Raw genomic sequence first — 15037 nt, 5'->3', positions numbered from 1 at the left:
AGCATATCGGAAAGCGCTTACCGAGTCACGGTCGCCGGGTGGTTCGTGGTGGCTGGCCGGAGCGGTTATGATGGCATGACGCGTCCGCGCCTCGGCCGGATGCTTGGAGACGTCGCATAGTCAGGCCTAGTGCACCACCCTGCTAAGGTGGAGTCCCCTCACGGGGACCGAGGGTTCAAATCCCTCCGTCTCCGCCACAGAATTCCTGGTCAAGTGCTCTTTCGTGGGTCCGGATCGTGCGGGCGTTCGGCCCGGTGACCGCGAGACCGCTGAGGGATGCCGCCGTTGACGCATCCAACTGCGCGGTGGTCCTCAGGGAAGGGTTTCGCCTCGCTTGAGCATCTCGACGTACTCGGCCACACGTGCAGCTCGCGAGGCGGGCCGTTTGAGGTTCGCGACACGGAAGGCCATCGAGAATCGGTTCTGCGCCGATTGAGATGCGAAGGCCTCGGCGATCTCCGGGTCCGCATCGAGGGCTTCCCGCAGCTCCATGGGAAGATCGTTGTCGCGTTGCCGGTACGCGCTGTCCCATCGTCCGTCCGCCTTCGCGCGGTCGATCTCGCGCTGACCTTCGGGACGCATGCGACCTTCCTCGATCAGCCGAGTCACGTGACCGATGTTGACCTTCGACCACATGCTCCGCGGTCGCCGCGGCGTGAAGGTCTGCAGGAAGTAATCGGCGTCGACAGATTGCGACTGCCCATCGATCCACCCGAAGCACAGCGCGACATCGAGCGCCTCGGCGTACGTGATCCCAGGCCGGGTCGTCGCCTTCTTGCGCAGTCGTAGTCGGACCCCGCTCGGGTCCGGGTCCGCACTCAACCAGGCTTCCCAGTCCGCGACGGAATCCATGTGCAGCTCGGGCTTGTTCGCGCGATCGGCCATGAGGGGAGGATAGCCCGGACGTACGACGGATCGCTCTGTGCCGTGCGCTGTCGGGGAGCTGGGTGACGAGTCCGCGGGTGCGGCGAGCAGTGCCGGCTGGCGAGTGGCGCTCCCGACGGCCTATAGGCGTTCACGAGACCCGCTCGGTGCGTGAGCATCGCCGCGGCTTCGACACGGTGCGTAGGCCTCCGTCTCCGCCGATTTTCCGGGGATCGTCGGCCCCCGCTAAGGTGCTCGCATGATCGGACCCGTGCCTTCGCCGAACACTCCGCTCCGGATCTTCCTGGCCGGCGCCACCGGTGTGATCGGCACTCGCCTGGCCGGGATGCTCGTCCGGACCGGCCATGTCGTCGCCGGGATGACCCGCTCTGCGGACAAGGCGACACTGATTCGCGACCTCGGCGCCGAACCGGTGATCTGTGACGTCTACGACGCCGCGGGGCTGACGCAGGCCATGCAGGGATTCGGCCCGGACCTGGTCATCCATCAATTGACGGACCTGCCCGATTCCGCCGCAGAGCTACCAGCCAGACGGGCCGCGAACGCGCGCATCAGGGTCGAGGGGACTCGGAACCTGGTCGAGGCCGCCGCGGCAGCCGGGTGCTCGCGGATGCTGGCGCAGAGCGTCGCCTGGGAACTGCCTCCCGGAGAGGGTGCGGCCGGCGTGCAGAGCCTGGAGGACGCCGTCCTCCGTTTCGGCGGCGTGGTGCTGCGCTACGGCCAGTTCTACGGGCCGGGGACCTTCTACCCGGATGCGCTTCCGGCAGGGCCGCGCGTTCACATCGATGAGGCGGCGGCCTGCACGCTCGCCGCGCTGGATGCGTCGAGCGGGATCATCACGATCACGGACGTCGGCGTGCGGCCCGTCTGACAGGGGTCACTCGCCGGCCGGCGGCTCTCCGGGTGCACCGCCAGCGGGCGCCTCGCCGGCCCCGCCGCCGGGTCCTGCGCCCATGCCGCCGGTCGCCTCCTGCTGCTCGACGCTGTTCGCGTAGTCATTCGACGGATCACGGTAGATGGTGTGCACGTGCCCCCATCCGCTCGTCGTGACCCCGTCGACGTCTGCTCCCGCCGAACCGTTCTGGGCCTGGAACGCGACATACACGTCGGGTCCGGAGATCGAGAACGAGATGCCGTCCCCCGTGCTCATGTCGTAGGTTGTCTCGCCTGACCAGGCGATCACAGTCTCGTCGAGCGTCGCCTCGATCTCGGCAAGGGTCGTCGCGGCTGTCTCCTCGTCGGCCATGGCCGCCCAGTTCGCGATGAGTTCCAGCAGGAGTTCCCGCTGATCATCCGTCAGGTCCGCGCCGGTGAGGCCGTCCCCGGACGAGTAGTCGCAGGTGTCACCGGGCGCGCACATCGTCACGTCTCCCGAGGTGAGCGTCGTTTGCTGCTCGGCCGTGAGGCTGTCGAAGAAGGCGAACGCGTCGGTGTAGATCGCGTCGAAGGGCTGCACCTCCTCTCCGTCCTCCGTCGTGTAGACCGCGGGCTGGACGCCGAGGTGGGTCGGCGCGAACGTGATGGACTCCTCGCCGCCGTTCAGGTCGGCGTTGATGCCGAGGTGATGTCCGCCGAACTGCACGGCGTACGCATCGGTGTCCGACGCCTCCCCGAAGAACGCGATGTAGTACTGGCCGAGGGAGGTCTCGGTGCTGCTGCTGTTCTCCAGCAGGTACTGATCGCCGCCCATGATTCCGGTCACCGTTTCGTACGCCTCGTCGCTCAGCAGGGCTTCGAGCACGGCCATCGCCGCCTGCTGCTGTTCGGTGGTGAGATCGGCGAGATTGAGGCCCGCCCGCTCAACGAAGGTGACCGGGAAGTTCGACCAGGACGTCGTCTTGGTCTCGTCGTCGTAGTCGTACGTGACCGCCTCGACCTGCTCGTCCGAGAGCGTCGCGAGGAAGGCCTCGACGGCGGCCGTGGTGTCCTGGATCGTCTGAGCGGTGGTCGTGGCATCCGTGCTGCCGTTGGAGGCGGTGGCGATCGCGCTGTCCAGTGTGCTCGTCGAGGACGACGAGGACGACGGGGACGATTCCGAAGGCGATGCGCATCCTGCGAGGGTCAGGCCGGTCGCGAGCAGGAGAGCGGTGGCCCCGGATGTCACGGGGCGGATCCATCGACGGCGGACGGACGCTTGAGCTGCGTTCTTCGTGTTGATCATGCCGACGACGGTACGCATCGCTTTTCAGCAGGGCCGATGACGAGACTATGGGATTCCTTTGAGGGGTGGCTGCTGACGGGGCGAGCCGCGCCGAAGCGAGCCCGCGAACCCGCGCACAATAGGAGGACGATGACGACCGACCTCCCCGCCCTGTCCGTGGTGATCCCGGCTCGGGACGACGCGCGCATGCTCGAAGCGTGCCTGCGCGCGCTCCAGAACCAGACCCGCCCGGCGGACGAGATCGTCGTCGTCGACAACGGCAGCACCGACGAAACCGCGGCCGTCGCGGAGCGATTCGGCGCACGCGTCGTCGTCGAACCGGTGCCGGGGATACCGCAGGCGGCCTCCGCCGGCTACGACGCGGCATCCGGCGACATCATCGCCCGACTGGATGCCGACTCCCGTCCGGGGTCGGAGTGGATCGAACGGATCGTGCGGACGTTCCGCGAGCGCCCCGAGCTCGACTTCCTCACGGGCGATCCCCGCTTCTATGGGTCGACCCCGCTCGTGCACTGGATGGGCGAGCGCCTCTACATCGGCGGCATGTACGCCGTGCTCACCCCGTTCCTCGGGCATGCGCCGCTGTTCGGCTCGAACATGGCGATGCGGGCGAACGCGTGGCGGATGCTGAGCGAGGAGGTGCATCGCGAGGAGAAGAACATCCACGACGACTTCGATCTCTCCTTCCACGTGCGCCCCGACATGACCGTGCTGCGCGACCGCGGCCTCGTCGTCGAGGTCTCGGCGCGGCCGTTCCGGAACTGGGCTTCCCTCTGGCGACGGCTCAGCTGGGTGCTGCCGACGGTCCGGCTCCATCTGCCGCAGGAGAGTCCGCGTCGACGGCGGCAGGCACGGCGCCGCGCGCGCGAGGCCTCTGCGCGCCGGGGATCAGCCCTCGGAGGAGGCGTACAGCTCGAGCAGGTCGGCGCTGAGCTGGTGCGGGGTCGTCTCGCTCGGGCTGTGCCCGGTCGGATAGACACGGAACTCCGCTCCGAGTTCTCGGGCGAACCGCGCGTGAGCGGTGAGTGGCCACAGGTCCCGTGAGCCGGCGGCGACCAGCTTCGGCAGTGCGAGTTCCCGCACCTCGGTGCGCACATCGGGGGAGGCCATCATCAGTCCGACGATTTCCTCGACGCTGCGCCGGCTCGTGAGCGCGAACCGCGATCGCACGAAGGCGAGCCGACGAGGCGGCACCCGGTTCTTGTTCGTCATGATGCCCCAGATCATGAGCGCGGCCCCGCGGCGCGCGCTCGCGATCGGAGCGAACGGTCCCAGCCATCGCATGCGCGCGAAGACGTTCCCGTGGCCCGGCGGCGTCGTCAGCAGAGCGAGTGAGCGCAGCAGGTCCGGCCGTCGCACCGCCACGAGCTGGGCGACGGTGCCCGCGAACGAGTATCCCAGCAGATGCGCGGGCCCGCCGGATTCCAGGAACGCGATCAGGTCGTCGACGAACAGCTGATAGGTGTACGCCGCGTCCGCGCCGGCGGCATGCGATTCGTACTGGCCGGCGAGATCGAGCGACTGCACGAAGTAGCCGGCCTCGGCGAGGATCGGCAGGACGAGCGAGAAGTCCTCTTTGGAGCCGGTCGCACCGGGCACGAGCACGACGCGCGGGCGCTCCGGATCGCCGAGCGACACGACCGCCAGCTCTCCGCTCGGAGCCGCGAAGCGCGAGGGCTCGGACCCCGCCGGCAGGCGCGTCCAGTCGATGTCGCCGAGCGCCGCGTCCAGGGCGGCAGGCGAGACCTGGGCCCGTCCGCTTCTCGGTTCCGTCGACACGCTCACACGGTACCGTCCGGATCGCCCGGACGGTAGAACTTCCACCCGGAGGTTTCTGCTATTCTGGCCCGCGGGTGCCGCGGAGGCCCCATGTTCCCGTCAGAGAAGGAAGGTCAACGTGGCCCTGCCAGAAGCCTCGGTCCAGCTGTACACGCTCGCAGCGGAGTTCTCCGCCGACATGGAGGGCTCGCTCGACAAGCTCGCCGCGATCGGCCTGCGCAACGTCGAGGCGTTCGACTTCGTGCGCCGTCCGGGCGAGATCCGCGCGGCGCTGGATGCCTCGGGGCTCGCCTCCCCGACCGGGCACGCGCCACTGCTCTCGGACGAGCTGTGGACGCCGGACGGATCGATCCCCACCCCCGCACCCGAGGCGGTCTTCGAGGCCGCAGCGAAGGTCGGGCTCACGACCGTCATCGACCCGTTCGTCGCGCCGGAGCGCTGGTTCACGCTCGATGGCGTCACCGACATCGCCGACCGGTTGAACGCGCTCGTCGACAAGGCCGCCGAGTTCGGCCTCCAGGTCGGATACCACAACCACGCGCAGGAGTTCGTCGCGGACTTCGACGGCCAGACCGCCTACGAGCGCTTCGTGTCGCTCACGGACGAGCGCGTCGTCATCGAGCTCGACCTGTACTGGGCCCTCGTGGGCGGACAGGACGTCGTCGGTCTCGTCTCGCGCCTCGGCGACCGGCTCGTCGCGGCCCACGTCAAGGACGGCGTCGCTCCGGCGAGCAACCCGTTCGCCCCCGGTGCCGAGGCCTTCGGCTCCGACTCCCTCGACCAGCGTCACGCCGGAACCGGAGACGTCCCGCTCGCCGACGCGCTGAACGCGGCATCCGCGCTCCAGTACGCGATCATCGAGTACGACAACGCCCCCGGAGACGTGTTCGCCGATATCGCCGCCAGCTACGCCTTCCTCACCGAGGGCGGGTTCGCCCGATGAGCGCCATCGGCATCGGCATCATCGGGGTCGGCGTCATCAGCGACACGTACCTGCAGAACCTGTCGTCCTTCCCGGACGTCGAGGTGCTCATCGTCGGCGACCTGCTGCTCGACCGCGCGCAGGCGCAGGCCGAGAAGTACGGCGTCCCCGCCTCCGGCTCCGCCGAGGACGTCCTCGCCCACCCCGGCGTCGACCTGGTCGTGAACCTCACCGTCCCGGCCGTGCACATCGAGGTCTCCCGTGCCGCGATCGCCGCGGGCAAGCACGTGTGGACCGAGAAGCCGCTGGGCCTCGACCGCGAGGGCGCCGCCGAGCTGCTGCGCGAGGCGGACGCCGCGGGTCTGCGGATCGGCTCCGCGCCCGACACCCTGCTCGGTCCCGCCTTCCAGGCCGCGCGACGTGCGATCGAGGGCGGGCTCATCGGCCGCCCCCTGTTCGCACAGACCGCGTTCCAGACGCAGGGCCCCGACCTCTGGCACCCGAATCCCGCGTTCCTCTTCGCGCACGGCGCGGGCCCGCTGCTCGACATGGGCCCGTACTACTTCTCGGCTCTCGTCAGCCTGCTCGGCCCCGTCGACCGCGTCGCCGCCGTCGGATCGAAGGCGCGCGAGGAGCGCGAGATCCACACCGGCCCGAACGCGGGGACGACGTTCCCGGTCGAGGTGCCGTCGACGATCCAGATCGTCACGGCCTTCGAACAGGGCACTCAGGCCCAGAGCCTGCTGAGCTTCGACTCGGCGCTCGAGCGGCACGGCGTCGTGGAGATCCACGGCACCGAGGGGACCATCGTGATCGCCGACCCGAACCAGTTCGCCGGTCGCATCGCGTACGTCAAGCCGCTCGGCGTGATCCGCGACGGCATGTCGTTCCAGCAGGAGTGGATCGAGATCGAGCACGACGCCGTCGAGGTCGGCCGAGGCATCGGCGCGCTCGACATGGTCCGCGCGATCGCGGAGGACCGCCCGCACGTGGCCTCCGGCGAGCTCGGGTTCCACGTGCTCGACATCCTGCTCTCCGCTCAGGAGTCCGCGGCCACCGGCCAGACCGTCGTGGTCGGCAGCACGGTCGCACCGGTGCCGCTGCTGCCCGAGGGATTCGACCCCTTCGCGTCGACGCTCTGACTCAGGCGCTCGGGGGCGTCGCGCCCCTGAGCAGCCGGTCGAGCATCTCGAGCGCCGCCTCGTGATCGACGGCATCGTCGAGCAGCCACTGCGTCTGCAGACCGTCGGATGCCGCGATCACGAGGGCGGCGACGAGCACCGGATCGAGATCCGCGCGCAGGTGGCCGGCGGCCTGCAGCTCGCGCACCTGCTCGGCGATGCCCGCGCGGAGCCGCGCGAACCGCTCCGTGATGAACTCCTGGGCGGCAGGATGGTTCTCCTCGAGCGCCATCGCCGTCAGCGTCGAGTACAACTGCACGAGGCCGGGGATGCTGCGGTTCTCCTCGGCGGACGCCCGCATCGCCATGGCAGGGCTCGATGCGGCCGGAGGCTGCTTCGCCCCGCGCGGCTTGCGCTGCGATTCGCGGTACACCTCCACGAGCAGCTCCTCGAGCGAGCCGAAGTAGTGGGTGAGCGCGGCGTGCGTGACGCCGACCTCCTGCGCGATCGCGCGCAGGCTGGTCTTCTGCGACCCGCGCCGCGCGAAGACCTCGATGGCCTTGTCCAGGATCTCCTGGCGCCGCGCGATGCCCTTCGGGTAGCGGCCCCGGGGGCGCGGCGCGTCGGCGTCGGGCGAGCTCATATCCCGATGATACCGAGACGAGCGCGAAAACCTCCGATCGGAGGTTCAGTCCCTGCGCAGGACTGTTGAGGAACGGCATCACCCCTGCGGGATGACCCGTTGGCCGTCCTTCCCGGACGAGTGCGAGCATCCTCGCAGACGCATTCCGTCGCGGGAGGGAGTCGGCCGATGAGCGGCAGCCGCGCCACGCTCGCTCCGGTGCAGTTCGGGCCGGTGGAGCTCACGGTCATCGCGTTGCGCGAGCCCGTGCTGTCCGCCGAGCTCCTGCACGCGCTGGCCGCGCAGGTCGCCGACGGCGTCGTGCGGATGCTGGACTTCGTGCTTCTCTCCAAGAGCGTCGCGGGCGTAGTCCGCGTCGACGAGGTCGACCTCGACGGCTTCGCGCTCGACGGACTGGAGCTGCATGCCCCTGGTCTGGCGGGGGAGGAGGATCTCGCAGCGATCGCGGAGAGGCTCCCGTCCGGAGGCGCCGCGGCGGTCGTCGCCCTCGAGCTGCTGTGGGCCAGGGAGCTGGCCGAGCAGCTCGCGCGAGACGGGGCAACGGTCATCGCGGCCGAGCGGATCCCGGCGACCGTCGTCAACACGGTCGTCGGCATGGCCTCGGACGACTGAGTCGCCCGCCCCTCTCAGGCGAAAAGGCGAACGGCCTCGCGGCGGGACGCGACGCCGAGCTTGCGGTAGATCGCGCGCTGGTGCGTCTTGATCGTGTTGATCGACACGCCCAGCCCCTCGGCGATCTCCTGCATCGTGCGCGTGGTGCGCAACTGTGCGAACACCTCGCGCTCCCGCTCGGACAGCTCCTGCAGCGACCCGGCTCCCGGACGCGGAGCGAGGCAGGCCGTGATGAACTCCTCGTGCTTCGTGCCCCACGCCAGCTGCTCCGTGAGCACCTGGCGCACGTCCAGGCCGCCGCCGGCGAACGGCCGGCGCAGATCCTCGGCGACCGCGACCTCCAGCGCACGCTCGATCACGTCGTGCGCCTGCGGCAGGCGCTCGGCGCGCCAGTGCAGCACGCCCTCGACGAGCATGCGGCTCACCCGCACGTAGGAGATCGCGTCGTAGCGGGCGATCCGGCGCAGCATGTGCAGCGCGGTCTGCGGACGGCCGAGCCGTTCGGCGACGCCCGCGAGCATGACCGTCACGAGCGGGAGATCATCGGCCTCCTCATACATCGACACGATCCGCAGCGCCTGCTCGCGTCGTCCGGTCGCCTCGAAGAGCATCGCCAGTGAGGCATGCCGGAACGCCGGCCAGGACACCCCCTGCTGCATCGTGGCCGGCAGCGCCTGCAGCTCGCGCGCAGCGTGCTGACAGGCGTGCGCGTCGCGCGTGGCCGCGGCCGTGAACGCGAGCATCATCCGGGCGATCCCGGCGAAGGACCGGTTGGCGCTGCCGCTGCGCGTCGCCCGCGTCAGGTCCGCCTGAGCCCGGTCGAGGTCGTCGCGCCAGAAGGCGGCGAATCCGGATGCGGTGGCGGCGCTGCCTCCCGCGTACGCCGCCCATCCGGCCTCGTCCGGTCGTTCATCCGATCCGTCGAGGACCTCGTCCGCTCGGGCGAACTGACCCGCCCAGGCGAGCGTGAACGCCAGATGCCCGAGAGAGCGCTGCTCGAGCGTGTCCTGACCGGCGGCGCGCGCCTCGACAGCGGCGGAGGAGAACAGCTGGACGATGAGGTCGGGGGAGGCGCGATGCCGCAGCTCCGACCAGCCGAGCAGGTACAGCAGCGCGGCCCGGTCCGTGGAGCTCTGGGCGTTCGCGACCTCCAGCTGCTGACGCACCTGCGCGCTCGCCGCGGCCAGATCGGTCCGGTCGTCGAGCAGGAAGAGGTCCGCGCGAGAGCGCAGCACGGCGTACTCGGCGGCGTCGACGAGCCGGGATCGTGCGTCGGCCCTCGCCGAGTACATCAGCGCGACGTCGCGGTTGCCGACCACGTCCTGCGCGCACGCGCGCATCAGCAGCACGCGGGGGTCGTCGGCGTACTCACCGGGCAGCGCCGCGCACCACGCGTCGAGTGCGCGGGCCTTCGGCCCGACGGTGAGCCCCAGCCAGTGGTCGAGGACGATGCGCAGGGCCGCGTCGGGATCCTCCGCGTCGAGCAGGTAGCGCGCAGCCGCGAGCGGGTCCTCGTCCCGCAGGTGCGCGGCCGCGATGCGGAGCACCTCCTCGCGCCGGCCAGGCGACTTCTGCTCGAGCAGGCGCCGGAACTGCCGTGCGGCGATCCCGTGCCAGCGGTACGCCGGGCCGGATGCCGTCTCGAACCGATCCAGGAACAGCCCCATCTCCGTGCACCGCTCCAGCAGCGCGCCCCCGTCCGGTGCGCCGGCGATCGCCGCGCCGAGCTCAGGCGTCAGCACGCTGCACACTGAGGAGTCCAGCACGAAGGCGGCCAGCTCCTCCGGCAGCGCGGCGATGACGTGGTCGCGCACATAGCGCTGCAGCAGCGACTCGTCGCCGCCGCCGGCGGTGTCGGGGTGCACCCCGGACAGCTGCACGAACCTCAGCGCGATCGGCCAGCCGCTCGTCTCGGCGAGCACGGCGTCCGGGTCGAGCGGAAGCCCGGTCGCGGCGTACAGCGCGGCGATCTCCTCGTTCGAGAACGCGAGGTCCTGCGGGTGCACGACGCAGTGCGGCGCCGACAGCGCCAAGCGGCTCAAGGCGATCTCGACGTAGCCCGTCCCGACCACCGCGACCTGCAGCTGTTCGCACTCTCCGCGGATGAAGGCGCCGAGCAGGCCTTCGGACAGCTCGTCCTCGGCGCGGTGCGCGTCGTCGACCACGAGGACGACGGGCTCGGGGGAGGACGCCAGCGCTTCCGAGACGACGTCGAACGCGAGTGCGGCGTCGACCTCTTCGGGCTGAAGCGCCAGGAGACCCGCGAGCTCCGGCCGCCGGGACTCCGCGGCCAGCGCCTGCAGAGCGCGGAGGACGCTGACGTCGAGGTGTGCGCGGTCGGCGTCCCAGGACCCGAGCGTCAGCCACGCGACGCGCCCCGCGCGCGTTGCGGCCCATTCGGCCACCGCGGAGGTCTTGCCGTAGCCGCTGGGTGCGACGACGAGGACGGTCGGATGCTCGGCCAGCCGCGCATCCAGCAGCTCCGTGAGCCGGGGCCGCCGCAGGTGCCCGCGCTGCTGGACGGGCGGCCGGAACCGGACGCCGCGAACGCGGGCGGGAGCGGATGGCGGGGGGACCATGCCCCTCAGTATTGCGTGCCGCGGCTGTTCGGTACGAGCACCGCCCCGCCGCGTGTCCCGAGGGGATCTGCGGTCAGCGGATGCCGATCGGAACGTCCGAGCCGCCTTCGCGGGTCAGTCGCGCCCCCATCTGCACGAGCTGCGGCTCCGACGCGAACCCGCCGGCGAACAGCGCCTGCCCCTGGCGGAACGTCGGCGACTGATCCAGCAGTTCTGAGGGGGCGAATCCGAAGATCTGGCCGAGCTCGGCGAGATCGCGCGTGGAGCTCATCTTCAACAGCGCCAGGTTGTCGCACTGCGAGATCACGTTGGGGTGCAGCTTCGAGGGCCGTTGCGTGGAGAGCAGCAGCCAGATGCCGTATTTTCGCCCCTCGGCCGCGATCTGCACGATGCGCTCGGTGAGGGCTCTGGCGAGCGGAGTCCCGGCATCCGGCGCCGCGAGGTTGTGCGCCTCGTCGATCACCACGAGGCGGCCGGTGCGCTCGTGACGCTGGGCCCACAGCCGGTCGAGGACGGCGAGCGCGGCGGTCTGCAGCTGTGCGGCCGAGTCGAACCCGCCGAGGTCCAGCACGGTGGCGTCCGGCGTCGCGTTCACGACATCGGTCACGTCGTGGCCGCCCCACGCCCACAGGTCCCACTCCAGGATGCCGAGATTGCGCAGTCGCAGCGCGAGCCGCCGGAACATCGGGTCGTCGTGGGATTCCAGCCAGTCGCCGAGGCGGCGGTCGTCCGCCTTCGTGAATGTCGCGCCCACCCGCAGCATCGCGTTGAACTCCTCGGCGTCCAGCACCGGGTCGAGCTGCAGCACGGCCGCACGGGAGCGGATGTCCATGTCGACGAATCTCACCTGAAGATGGTCCTCGCCCTCGGACCCCGGTCGCAGGATGCGGATGTCCCGCGCGGCCAGTTGCGCCGCGGCGTCCTCCGGCGCGGACTCCCGGGGGGTGTCGAGGTGCACGAAGTCCGAGTTCGGGTCGAGCACGACGATGGGCAGGCGCGTGTGCAGCAGCACCTGCTCGAGGACGACACCGAGCGCGTACGTCTTCCCTGAGCCGCTCTGGCCGCACCAGAACGTGTGCCGGTTGAACCGGGGTGCGCGCAGGTACGCGGTGTCCGACGAATCCAGGAGGGTGCCGATCGGCATCTCAGCGCTCATGCCCGTCATCGTAGAGGCATCGACGGAGGGCGGAGGGAGCGCGTCGCCCGGCCGGGGTGACGCCTCAGCCCGCGTCGTCCGGCGATCGCCGCGCGCGGATCGCGTTCAGCGCGTCGTCGAGCGAGTCGCCGAGTCTCCGGCGCAGCGGGAAGATGTTCTCCTCGCCCACGATCGCCCCCACTCCCGTCGCGTCCAGCTGATGCGCGAGTCGCGGCTCGACGCCCGTGATCATGAGGGTGGCGCCGTGGGCGCGCAGGTCGACGGCGTAGTCGCGGATCATCGTGAGGAACGTGACGCCGAGCTCCTCGGTGCCGCGCAGCCTGATCACCACCACGGCGCCGGCCGAGGAGGGCGTCGGCTGCGGCAGCTGGGCGCGGAAGGAGTGCGCCGAGGCGAAGAACAGGCTGCCGTAAGCGGTCAGGACCACCGTCTCGCCTCCGGGGAGCTCCGCGGGCGGCGCCACCTCCCGCGGCCGGAACCCATCGCCGTCGAAAACCCACCGCAGCACCCTGATGCGATTGGACTGCCGCGCGATGTGCATCACGACCGACAGGCCCACACCCGCCAGCACGGCGTACTGCAGCGGGATGAGCAGCGTGAGGACGAAGGTGACGAGGAACACCGCGATCTGCATCGCACCGGTGCGCCACACCAGCAGCACCTGATGGATCTTGAAGGTCCTGACGCCGATGAGGATCAGCAGGGCCGCCAGCGCCGGCATGGCGACGTATTCGATCAGCGGGCCGCACACCAGCAGCGTCACGAGCATGACGACCCCGGCGGTGAGGTTCGCCAGAGCCGTCCGCGCTCCGGCGGCACGCACCAGGGCCGTGGCCGACATCGATCCGCCGACCGGCATGCCCTGCAGCATCCCCGTCGCGATGTTCGCTATCCCCTGGCCGCGGAAGTCCGCGGAGGCGTTCGGATAGCGGCCGTCCGGGTTCGGGATGGAGCCCGAGATCGCCGCCCCCTGCACGAGCCCGACGAGGGCGAGCGACAGTGCGGGGACGATGAGCGCCAGGATCAGGGACGGATCGGGAAGGCTCAGCCCCGGCACCGACCGCGACACCTCGGCCAGATCGCCGACGGTCGCGACGGACTCGTTCGGCATCAGCAGTGCCGCGGCGGAGCCGAGGACGACGGCGACGACGAGGGCGAGCGCGCCGATCCTGGTGCGCTCCAGGAGCAGGATGATCGCCGCCGTGACGGCCCCGACGAGCAGCGAGGGCCAGCTGAAGTGCGACATGCCCAGCGCGCTGTCCAGCGCCCGCACCAGCCGGTTCGCGCCGGTGCTCGTGAAGCCGGTGAGGTTGTCGAGCTGGCCGAGGACGATGTTGACCGCCACGGCGTTGACGAATCCGATCAGCACGGCCGTGGGGATGAAGCGGACGAGGCTGCCCATGCGGGCGAGCCCGAGGCCGAGCATGATGAGCCCGGCCATCACCGTCACGGTCGCGACGGCGGTGGCCGCGAGCGGCCCCTGCATCTCGGGGACATCGGCGAGGATGACGCTCATGGCGCCCGTCGCCTGCACGCTCATGAACACCGAGCCCGTCGTGAGGGCCCCGGCGAACGTACCGACCATATAGGCGTTCAGACCGAACAGCGGATTGACCCCGGCGAGGACACCTGCGGCCAGGCCGTCCGGAACGCTCTCGACGCCGAGCGCGACCCCGGCGACGAGATCCTTGCGCACCGTGCCGCGTCCGCCGAAGCGGCCGAGGTACGCCTGGACAGGGCCGGGGATCCTCATGAGCTCAGGCCGGAGGCCGCGACACGGTCGCGGCGGCCTCGGCATCCGGTGCCGCGTCCGTCGCCGTCTCCGGTTCATCGGCCGGGCGGCGCAGCACCTCGATGAGCAGCAGGAGGACGATCACGCCGACCAGAGTCCACAGCACGCCGCCGATCGTGATCGGCCGCGACAGGAACAGGATCGCGACGGCGCCGAGCACGACGATCACCCGCAGAGCCGGGGCCGCGCGGTCGAGGAACGCGCCGAACGATCCCGTGCTCAGGCCGTACCGCTCGGCGGTCCGGCGCAGGGTGTTCTCGGCATCCTGTCCGATGCGCCGGATCCGGCGCGCGGGCCGCCAGGGCCCGGACAGCCACGCGCCCAGGGCGATGAGCAGGGCGAGCACCGTGAGTGCCACCAGCGTCGCGTTCATGAGCTCGGTCACCTGGTCGAAGACGACCGCGGCCGTTCCCGCAGGCATGACGGACGGGCTCACCGCGCCGATGAAGAACTGCCGGCCGATGCCGAAACCGGCGAGCAGCGCCAGGAACGCGATCGTGAGCCCCGCGCCGGCCGCCACGACCGCGCGGGAGCGCTTCACGGCGAGCGCGACGCCGACGACGAGCAGGCCCAGCACGACCCAGGGCAGCCAATAGCCGGCCGCCGTGGCCACCTGGTACAGGGTCCGGATCAGGACGAAGGAGTCCGCCGTCGCGAGCGGGATGGTGCGCTGGATCTCGGGGATCGCCTCGGCGAAGCCGAAGCCGCTGTCGACGAGATGGTCCTTGACGTTGCCGATCACCACGCCGAGATCGATCGACAGCGTGCCGTCCCCGCCGAGCGTGATCGCCGTGCCCTCCTGCCCCTGGATGATGGCGACGGCGCGGGAGTGGGTCTCGCGCAGCGTCGTCTGCCAGATCCCCGCGAACGCATCCGAGGCGACGACGCGGTCCACCGCGTTGCCGACAAGGGTGCGGATCCCCTGCGCGGCGGGAACCGTGAGCAGCTGGATCGCGTTCTCGGCGCGCGGCGGCAGATCCAGCTGGGTCAGCCCGTCCGCGAGGTCGTCGACGATGCCCTGGATGTCGAGGTTCTCATCGATCGCGGTCATCGCCTGGTCGGCGATGTAGGACTGGACCTGTGGGTCCTCGGCGAGCGGGGCGAAGGTCGCGACGAAGCGGTCCGTGTCGACGAGCTGAACGCGCGCCCAGGTGCCGAGCACTGCGATCGGCGCGAGCAGGATCGCGACGACCAGCAGGACGCCCGCGAGGATGCTGCGACCGCGGACGCGCCGCCGGCGCGGCGTTTCGGTGCGCAGCGCGTCGTTCTCGGCCTCGAGGGCGGCGATCCTCGCCTGCAGCGCTGCGGTGTCCGTCTCGGCGGCCATGGTTCCCCCATCCGTGTCCGGGCCGCGGCGGCGGCCCGCTTCCTCACTGTGCCCCGCGTC

12 protein-coding genes, 1 tRNA gene and 1 pseudogene are annotated in these 15037 nt (G+C 70.7%); 6 read left to right on the top strand and 8 right to left on the bottom strand.

Features of this window, described 5'->3' with window-relative positions; genetic code table 11:
* Positions 1-105 precede the first annotated feature (105 nt).
* A tRNA-Ser gene (locus KYX17_RS29245) sits at positions 106-197 on the top strand.
* Positions 198-312: 115 nt separating this feature from the next.
* Here the strand turns inward: KYX17_RS29245 and KYX17_RS29240 are convergent.
* Positions 313-885 carry a YdeI family protein gene (locus KYX17_RS29240; protein ID WP_243232833.1) on the bottom strand — a complete coding sequence of 191 codons (573 nt, stop codon included), beginning with the start codon at positions 883-885 and terminating at the stop codon, positions 313-315.
* 238 nt (positions 886-1123) lie between these two features.
* Between KYX17_RS29240 and KYX17_RS29235 the strand changes: the two genes are divergently transcribed.
* Complete coding sequence (locus KYX17_RS29235) at positions 1124-1756, top strand: NAD(P)-dependent oxidoreductase (RefSeq protein ID WP_243232832.1); 633 nt, start codon at positions 1124-1126, stop codon at positions 1754-1756.
* A gap of 6 nt (positions 1757-1762) precedes the next feature.
* On the opposite strand, the gene KYX17_RS29230 is transcribed toward KYX17_RS29235, so the two are convergent.
* Positions 1763-3046: a DUF3500 domain-containing protein gene (locus tag KYX17_RS29230; RefSeq protein ID WP_243232831.1), complete on the bottom strand. Its 1284-nt coding sequence runs from the start codon at positions 3044-3046 to the stop codon at positions 1763-1765.
* A 36-nt stretch (positions 3047-3082) separates the two neighbouring features.
* On the opposite strand from KYX17_RS29230, the pseudogene KYX17_RS29225 reads away from it, so the two are divergent.
* Positions 3083-3727, top strand: a pseudogene (locus tag KYX17_RS29225) (glycosyltransferase family A protein); the annotation flags it as partial.
* Positions 3728-3934: 207 nt separating this feature from the next.
* Here KYX17_RS29225 and KYX17_RS29220 read toward each other — a convergent pair.
* On the bottom strand, positions 3935-4831 hold the full coding sequence (locus KYX17_RS29220; protein ID WP_374209000.1) for an alpha/beta fold hydrolase: 897 nt from the start codon (positions 4829-4831) through the stop codon (positions 3935-3937).
* A gap of 112 nt (positions 4832-4943) precedes the next feature.
* On the opposite strand from KYX17_RS29220, the gene KYX17_RS29215 reads away from it, so the two are divergent.
* Positions 4944-5768 (top strand): sugar phosphate isomerase/epimerase, encoded by an 825-nt coding sequence (locus KYX17_RS29215; RefSeq protein WP_243232829.1) that lies wholly within the window; start codon positions 4944-4946, stop codon positions 5766-5768.
* Positions 5765-6889 carry a Gfo/Idh/MocA family protein gene (locus tag KYX17_RS29210; RefSeq protein WP_243232828.1) on the top strand — a complete coding sequence of 375 codons (1125 nt, stop codon included), beginning with the start codon at positions 5765-5767 and terminating at the stop codon, positions 6887-6889. Before KYX17_RS29215 ends, KYX17_RS29210 begins: the two co-directional genes overlap by 4 nt.
* 1 nt (position 6890) lies before the next feature.
* Here KYX17_RS29210 and KYX17_RS29205 read toward each other — a convergent pair whose 3' ends face one another.
* Positions 6891-7511: a TetR/AcrR family transcriptional regulator gene (locus KYX17_RS29205; protein ID WP_243232827.1), complete on the bottom strand. Its 621-nt coding sequence runs from the start codon at positions 7509-7511 to the stop codon at positions 6891-6893.
* Positions 7512-7679: 168 nt separating this feature from the next.
* On the opposite strand from KYX17_RS29205, the gene KYX17_RS29200 reads away from it, so the two are divergent.
* A complete protein-coding gene (locus KYX17_RS29200) occupies positions 7680-8123 on the top strand; it encodes a DUF6325 family protein (RefSeq protein WP_243232826.1) in 444 nt (147 codons plus the stop codon).
* A 14-nt stretch (positions 8124-8137) separates the two neighbouring features.
* Here KYX17_RS29200 and KYX17_RS29195 read toward each other — a convergent pair whose 3' ends face one another.
* The 4 genes from KYX17_RS29195 to KYX17_RS29180 all read right to left on the bottom strand — a co-directional run bounded on the left by KYX17_RS29195 (position 8138) and on the right by KYX17_RS29180 (position 14977).
* Complete coding sequence (locus KYX17_RS29195; RefSeq protein ID WP_243232825.1) at positions 8138-10702, bottom strand: LuxR C-terminal-related transcriptional regulator; 2565 nt, start codon at positions 10700-10702, stop codon at positions 8138-8140.
* 73 nt (positions 10703-10775) lie between these two features.
* On the bottom strand, positions 10776-11858 hold the full coding sequence (locus KYX17_RS29190) for an ATP-binding protein (RefSeq protein ID WP_243232822.1): 1083 nt from the start codon (positions 11856-11858) through the stop codon (positions 10776-10778).
* 64 nt (positions 11859-11922) lie between these two features.
* Positions 11923-13611, bottom strand: coding sequence for a SulP family inorganic anion transporter (locus KYX17_RS29185; RefSeq protein ID WP_243232821.1), 1689 nt, complete (start codon positions 13609-13611; stop codon positions 11923-11925).
* A gap of 4 nt (positions 13612-13615) precedes the next feature.
* Entirely contained in the window at positions 13616-14977 is a 1362-nt protein-coding gene (locus tag KYX17_RS29180; protein WP_243232819.1) for a hypothetical protein, read from the bottom strand.
* Between the last annotated feature and the right edge of the window lie 60 nt (positions 14978-15037).

The sequence above is a fragment of the Microbacterium sp. CIAB417 genome (assembly GCF_022788845.1).
The sequence above is the reverse complement of the archived record's forward strand: the minus strand, read 5'-3'. Positions and strand labels throughout refer to the sequence as shown.

Coding starts and splice junctions, on each gene's coding strand:
- KYX17_RS29240 (WP_243232833.1), bottom strand. CDS start 885: ATGGCCGATCGCGCGAACAAGCCCGAGCTGCACATGGATTCCGTCGCG.
- KYX17_RS29235 (WP_243232832.1), top strand. CDS start 1,124: ATGATCGGACCCGTGCCTTCGCCGAACACTCCGCTCCGGATCTTCCTG.
- KYX17_RS29230 (WP_243232831.1), bottom strand. CDS start 3,046: ATGATCAACACGAAGAACGCAGCTCAAGCGTCCGTCCGCCGTCGATGG.
- KYX17_RS29210 (WP_243232828.1), top strand. CDS start 5,765: ATGAGCGCCATCGGCATCGGCATCATCGGGGTCGGCGTCATCAGCGAC.
- KYX17_RS29205 (WP_243232827.1), bottom strand. CDS start 7,511: ATGAGCTCGCCCGACGCCGACGCGCCGCGCCCCCGGGGCCGCTACCCG.
- KYX17_RS29200 (WP_243232826.1), top strand. CDS start 7,680: ATGAGCGGCAGCCGCGCCACGCTCGCTCCGGTGCAGTTCGGGCCGGTG.
- KYX17_RS29195 (WP_243232825.1), bottom strand. CDS start 10,702: ATGGTCCCCCCGCCATCCGCTCCCGCCCGCGTTCGCGGCGTCCGGTTC.
- KYX17_RS29190 (WP_243232822.1), bottom strand. CDS start 11,858: ATGAGCGCTGAGATGCCGATCGGCACCCTCCTGGATTCGTCGGACACC.
- KYX17_RS29185 (WP_243232821.1), bottom strand. CDS start 13,611: ATGAGGATCCCCGGCCCTGTCCAGGCGTACCTCGGCCGCTTCGGCGGA.
- KYX17_RS29180 (WP_243232819.1), bottom strand. CDS start 14,977: ATGGCCGCCGAGACGGACACCGCAGCGCTGCAGGCGAGGATCGCCGCC.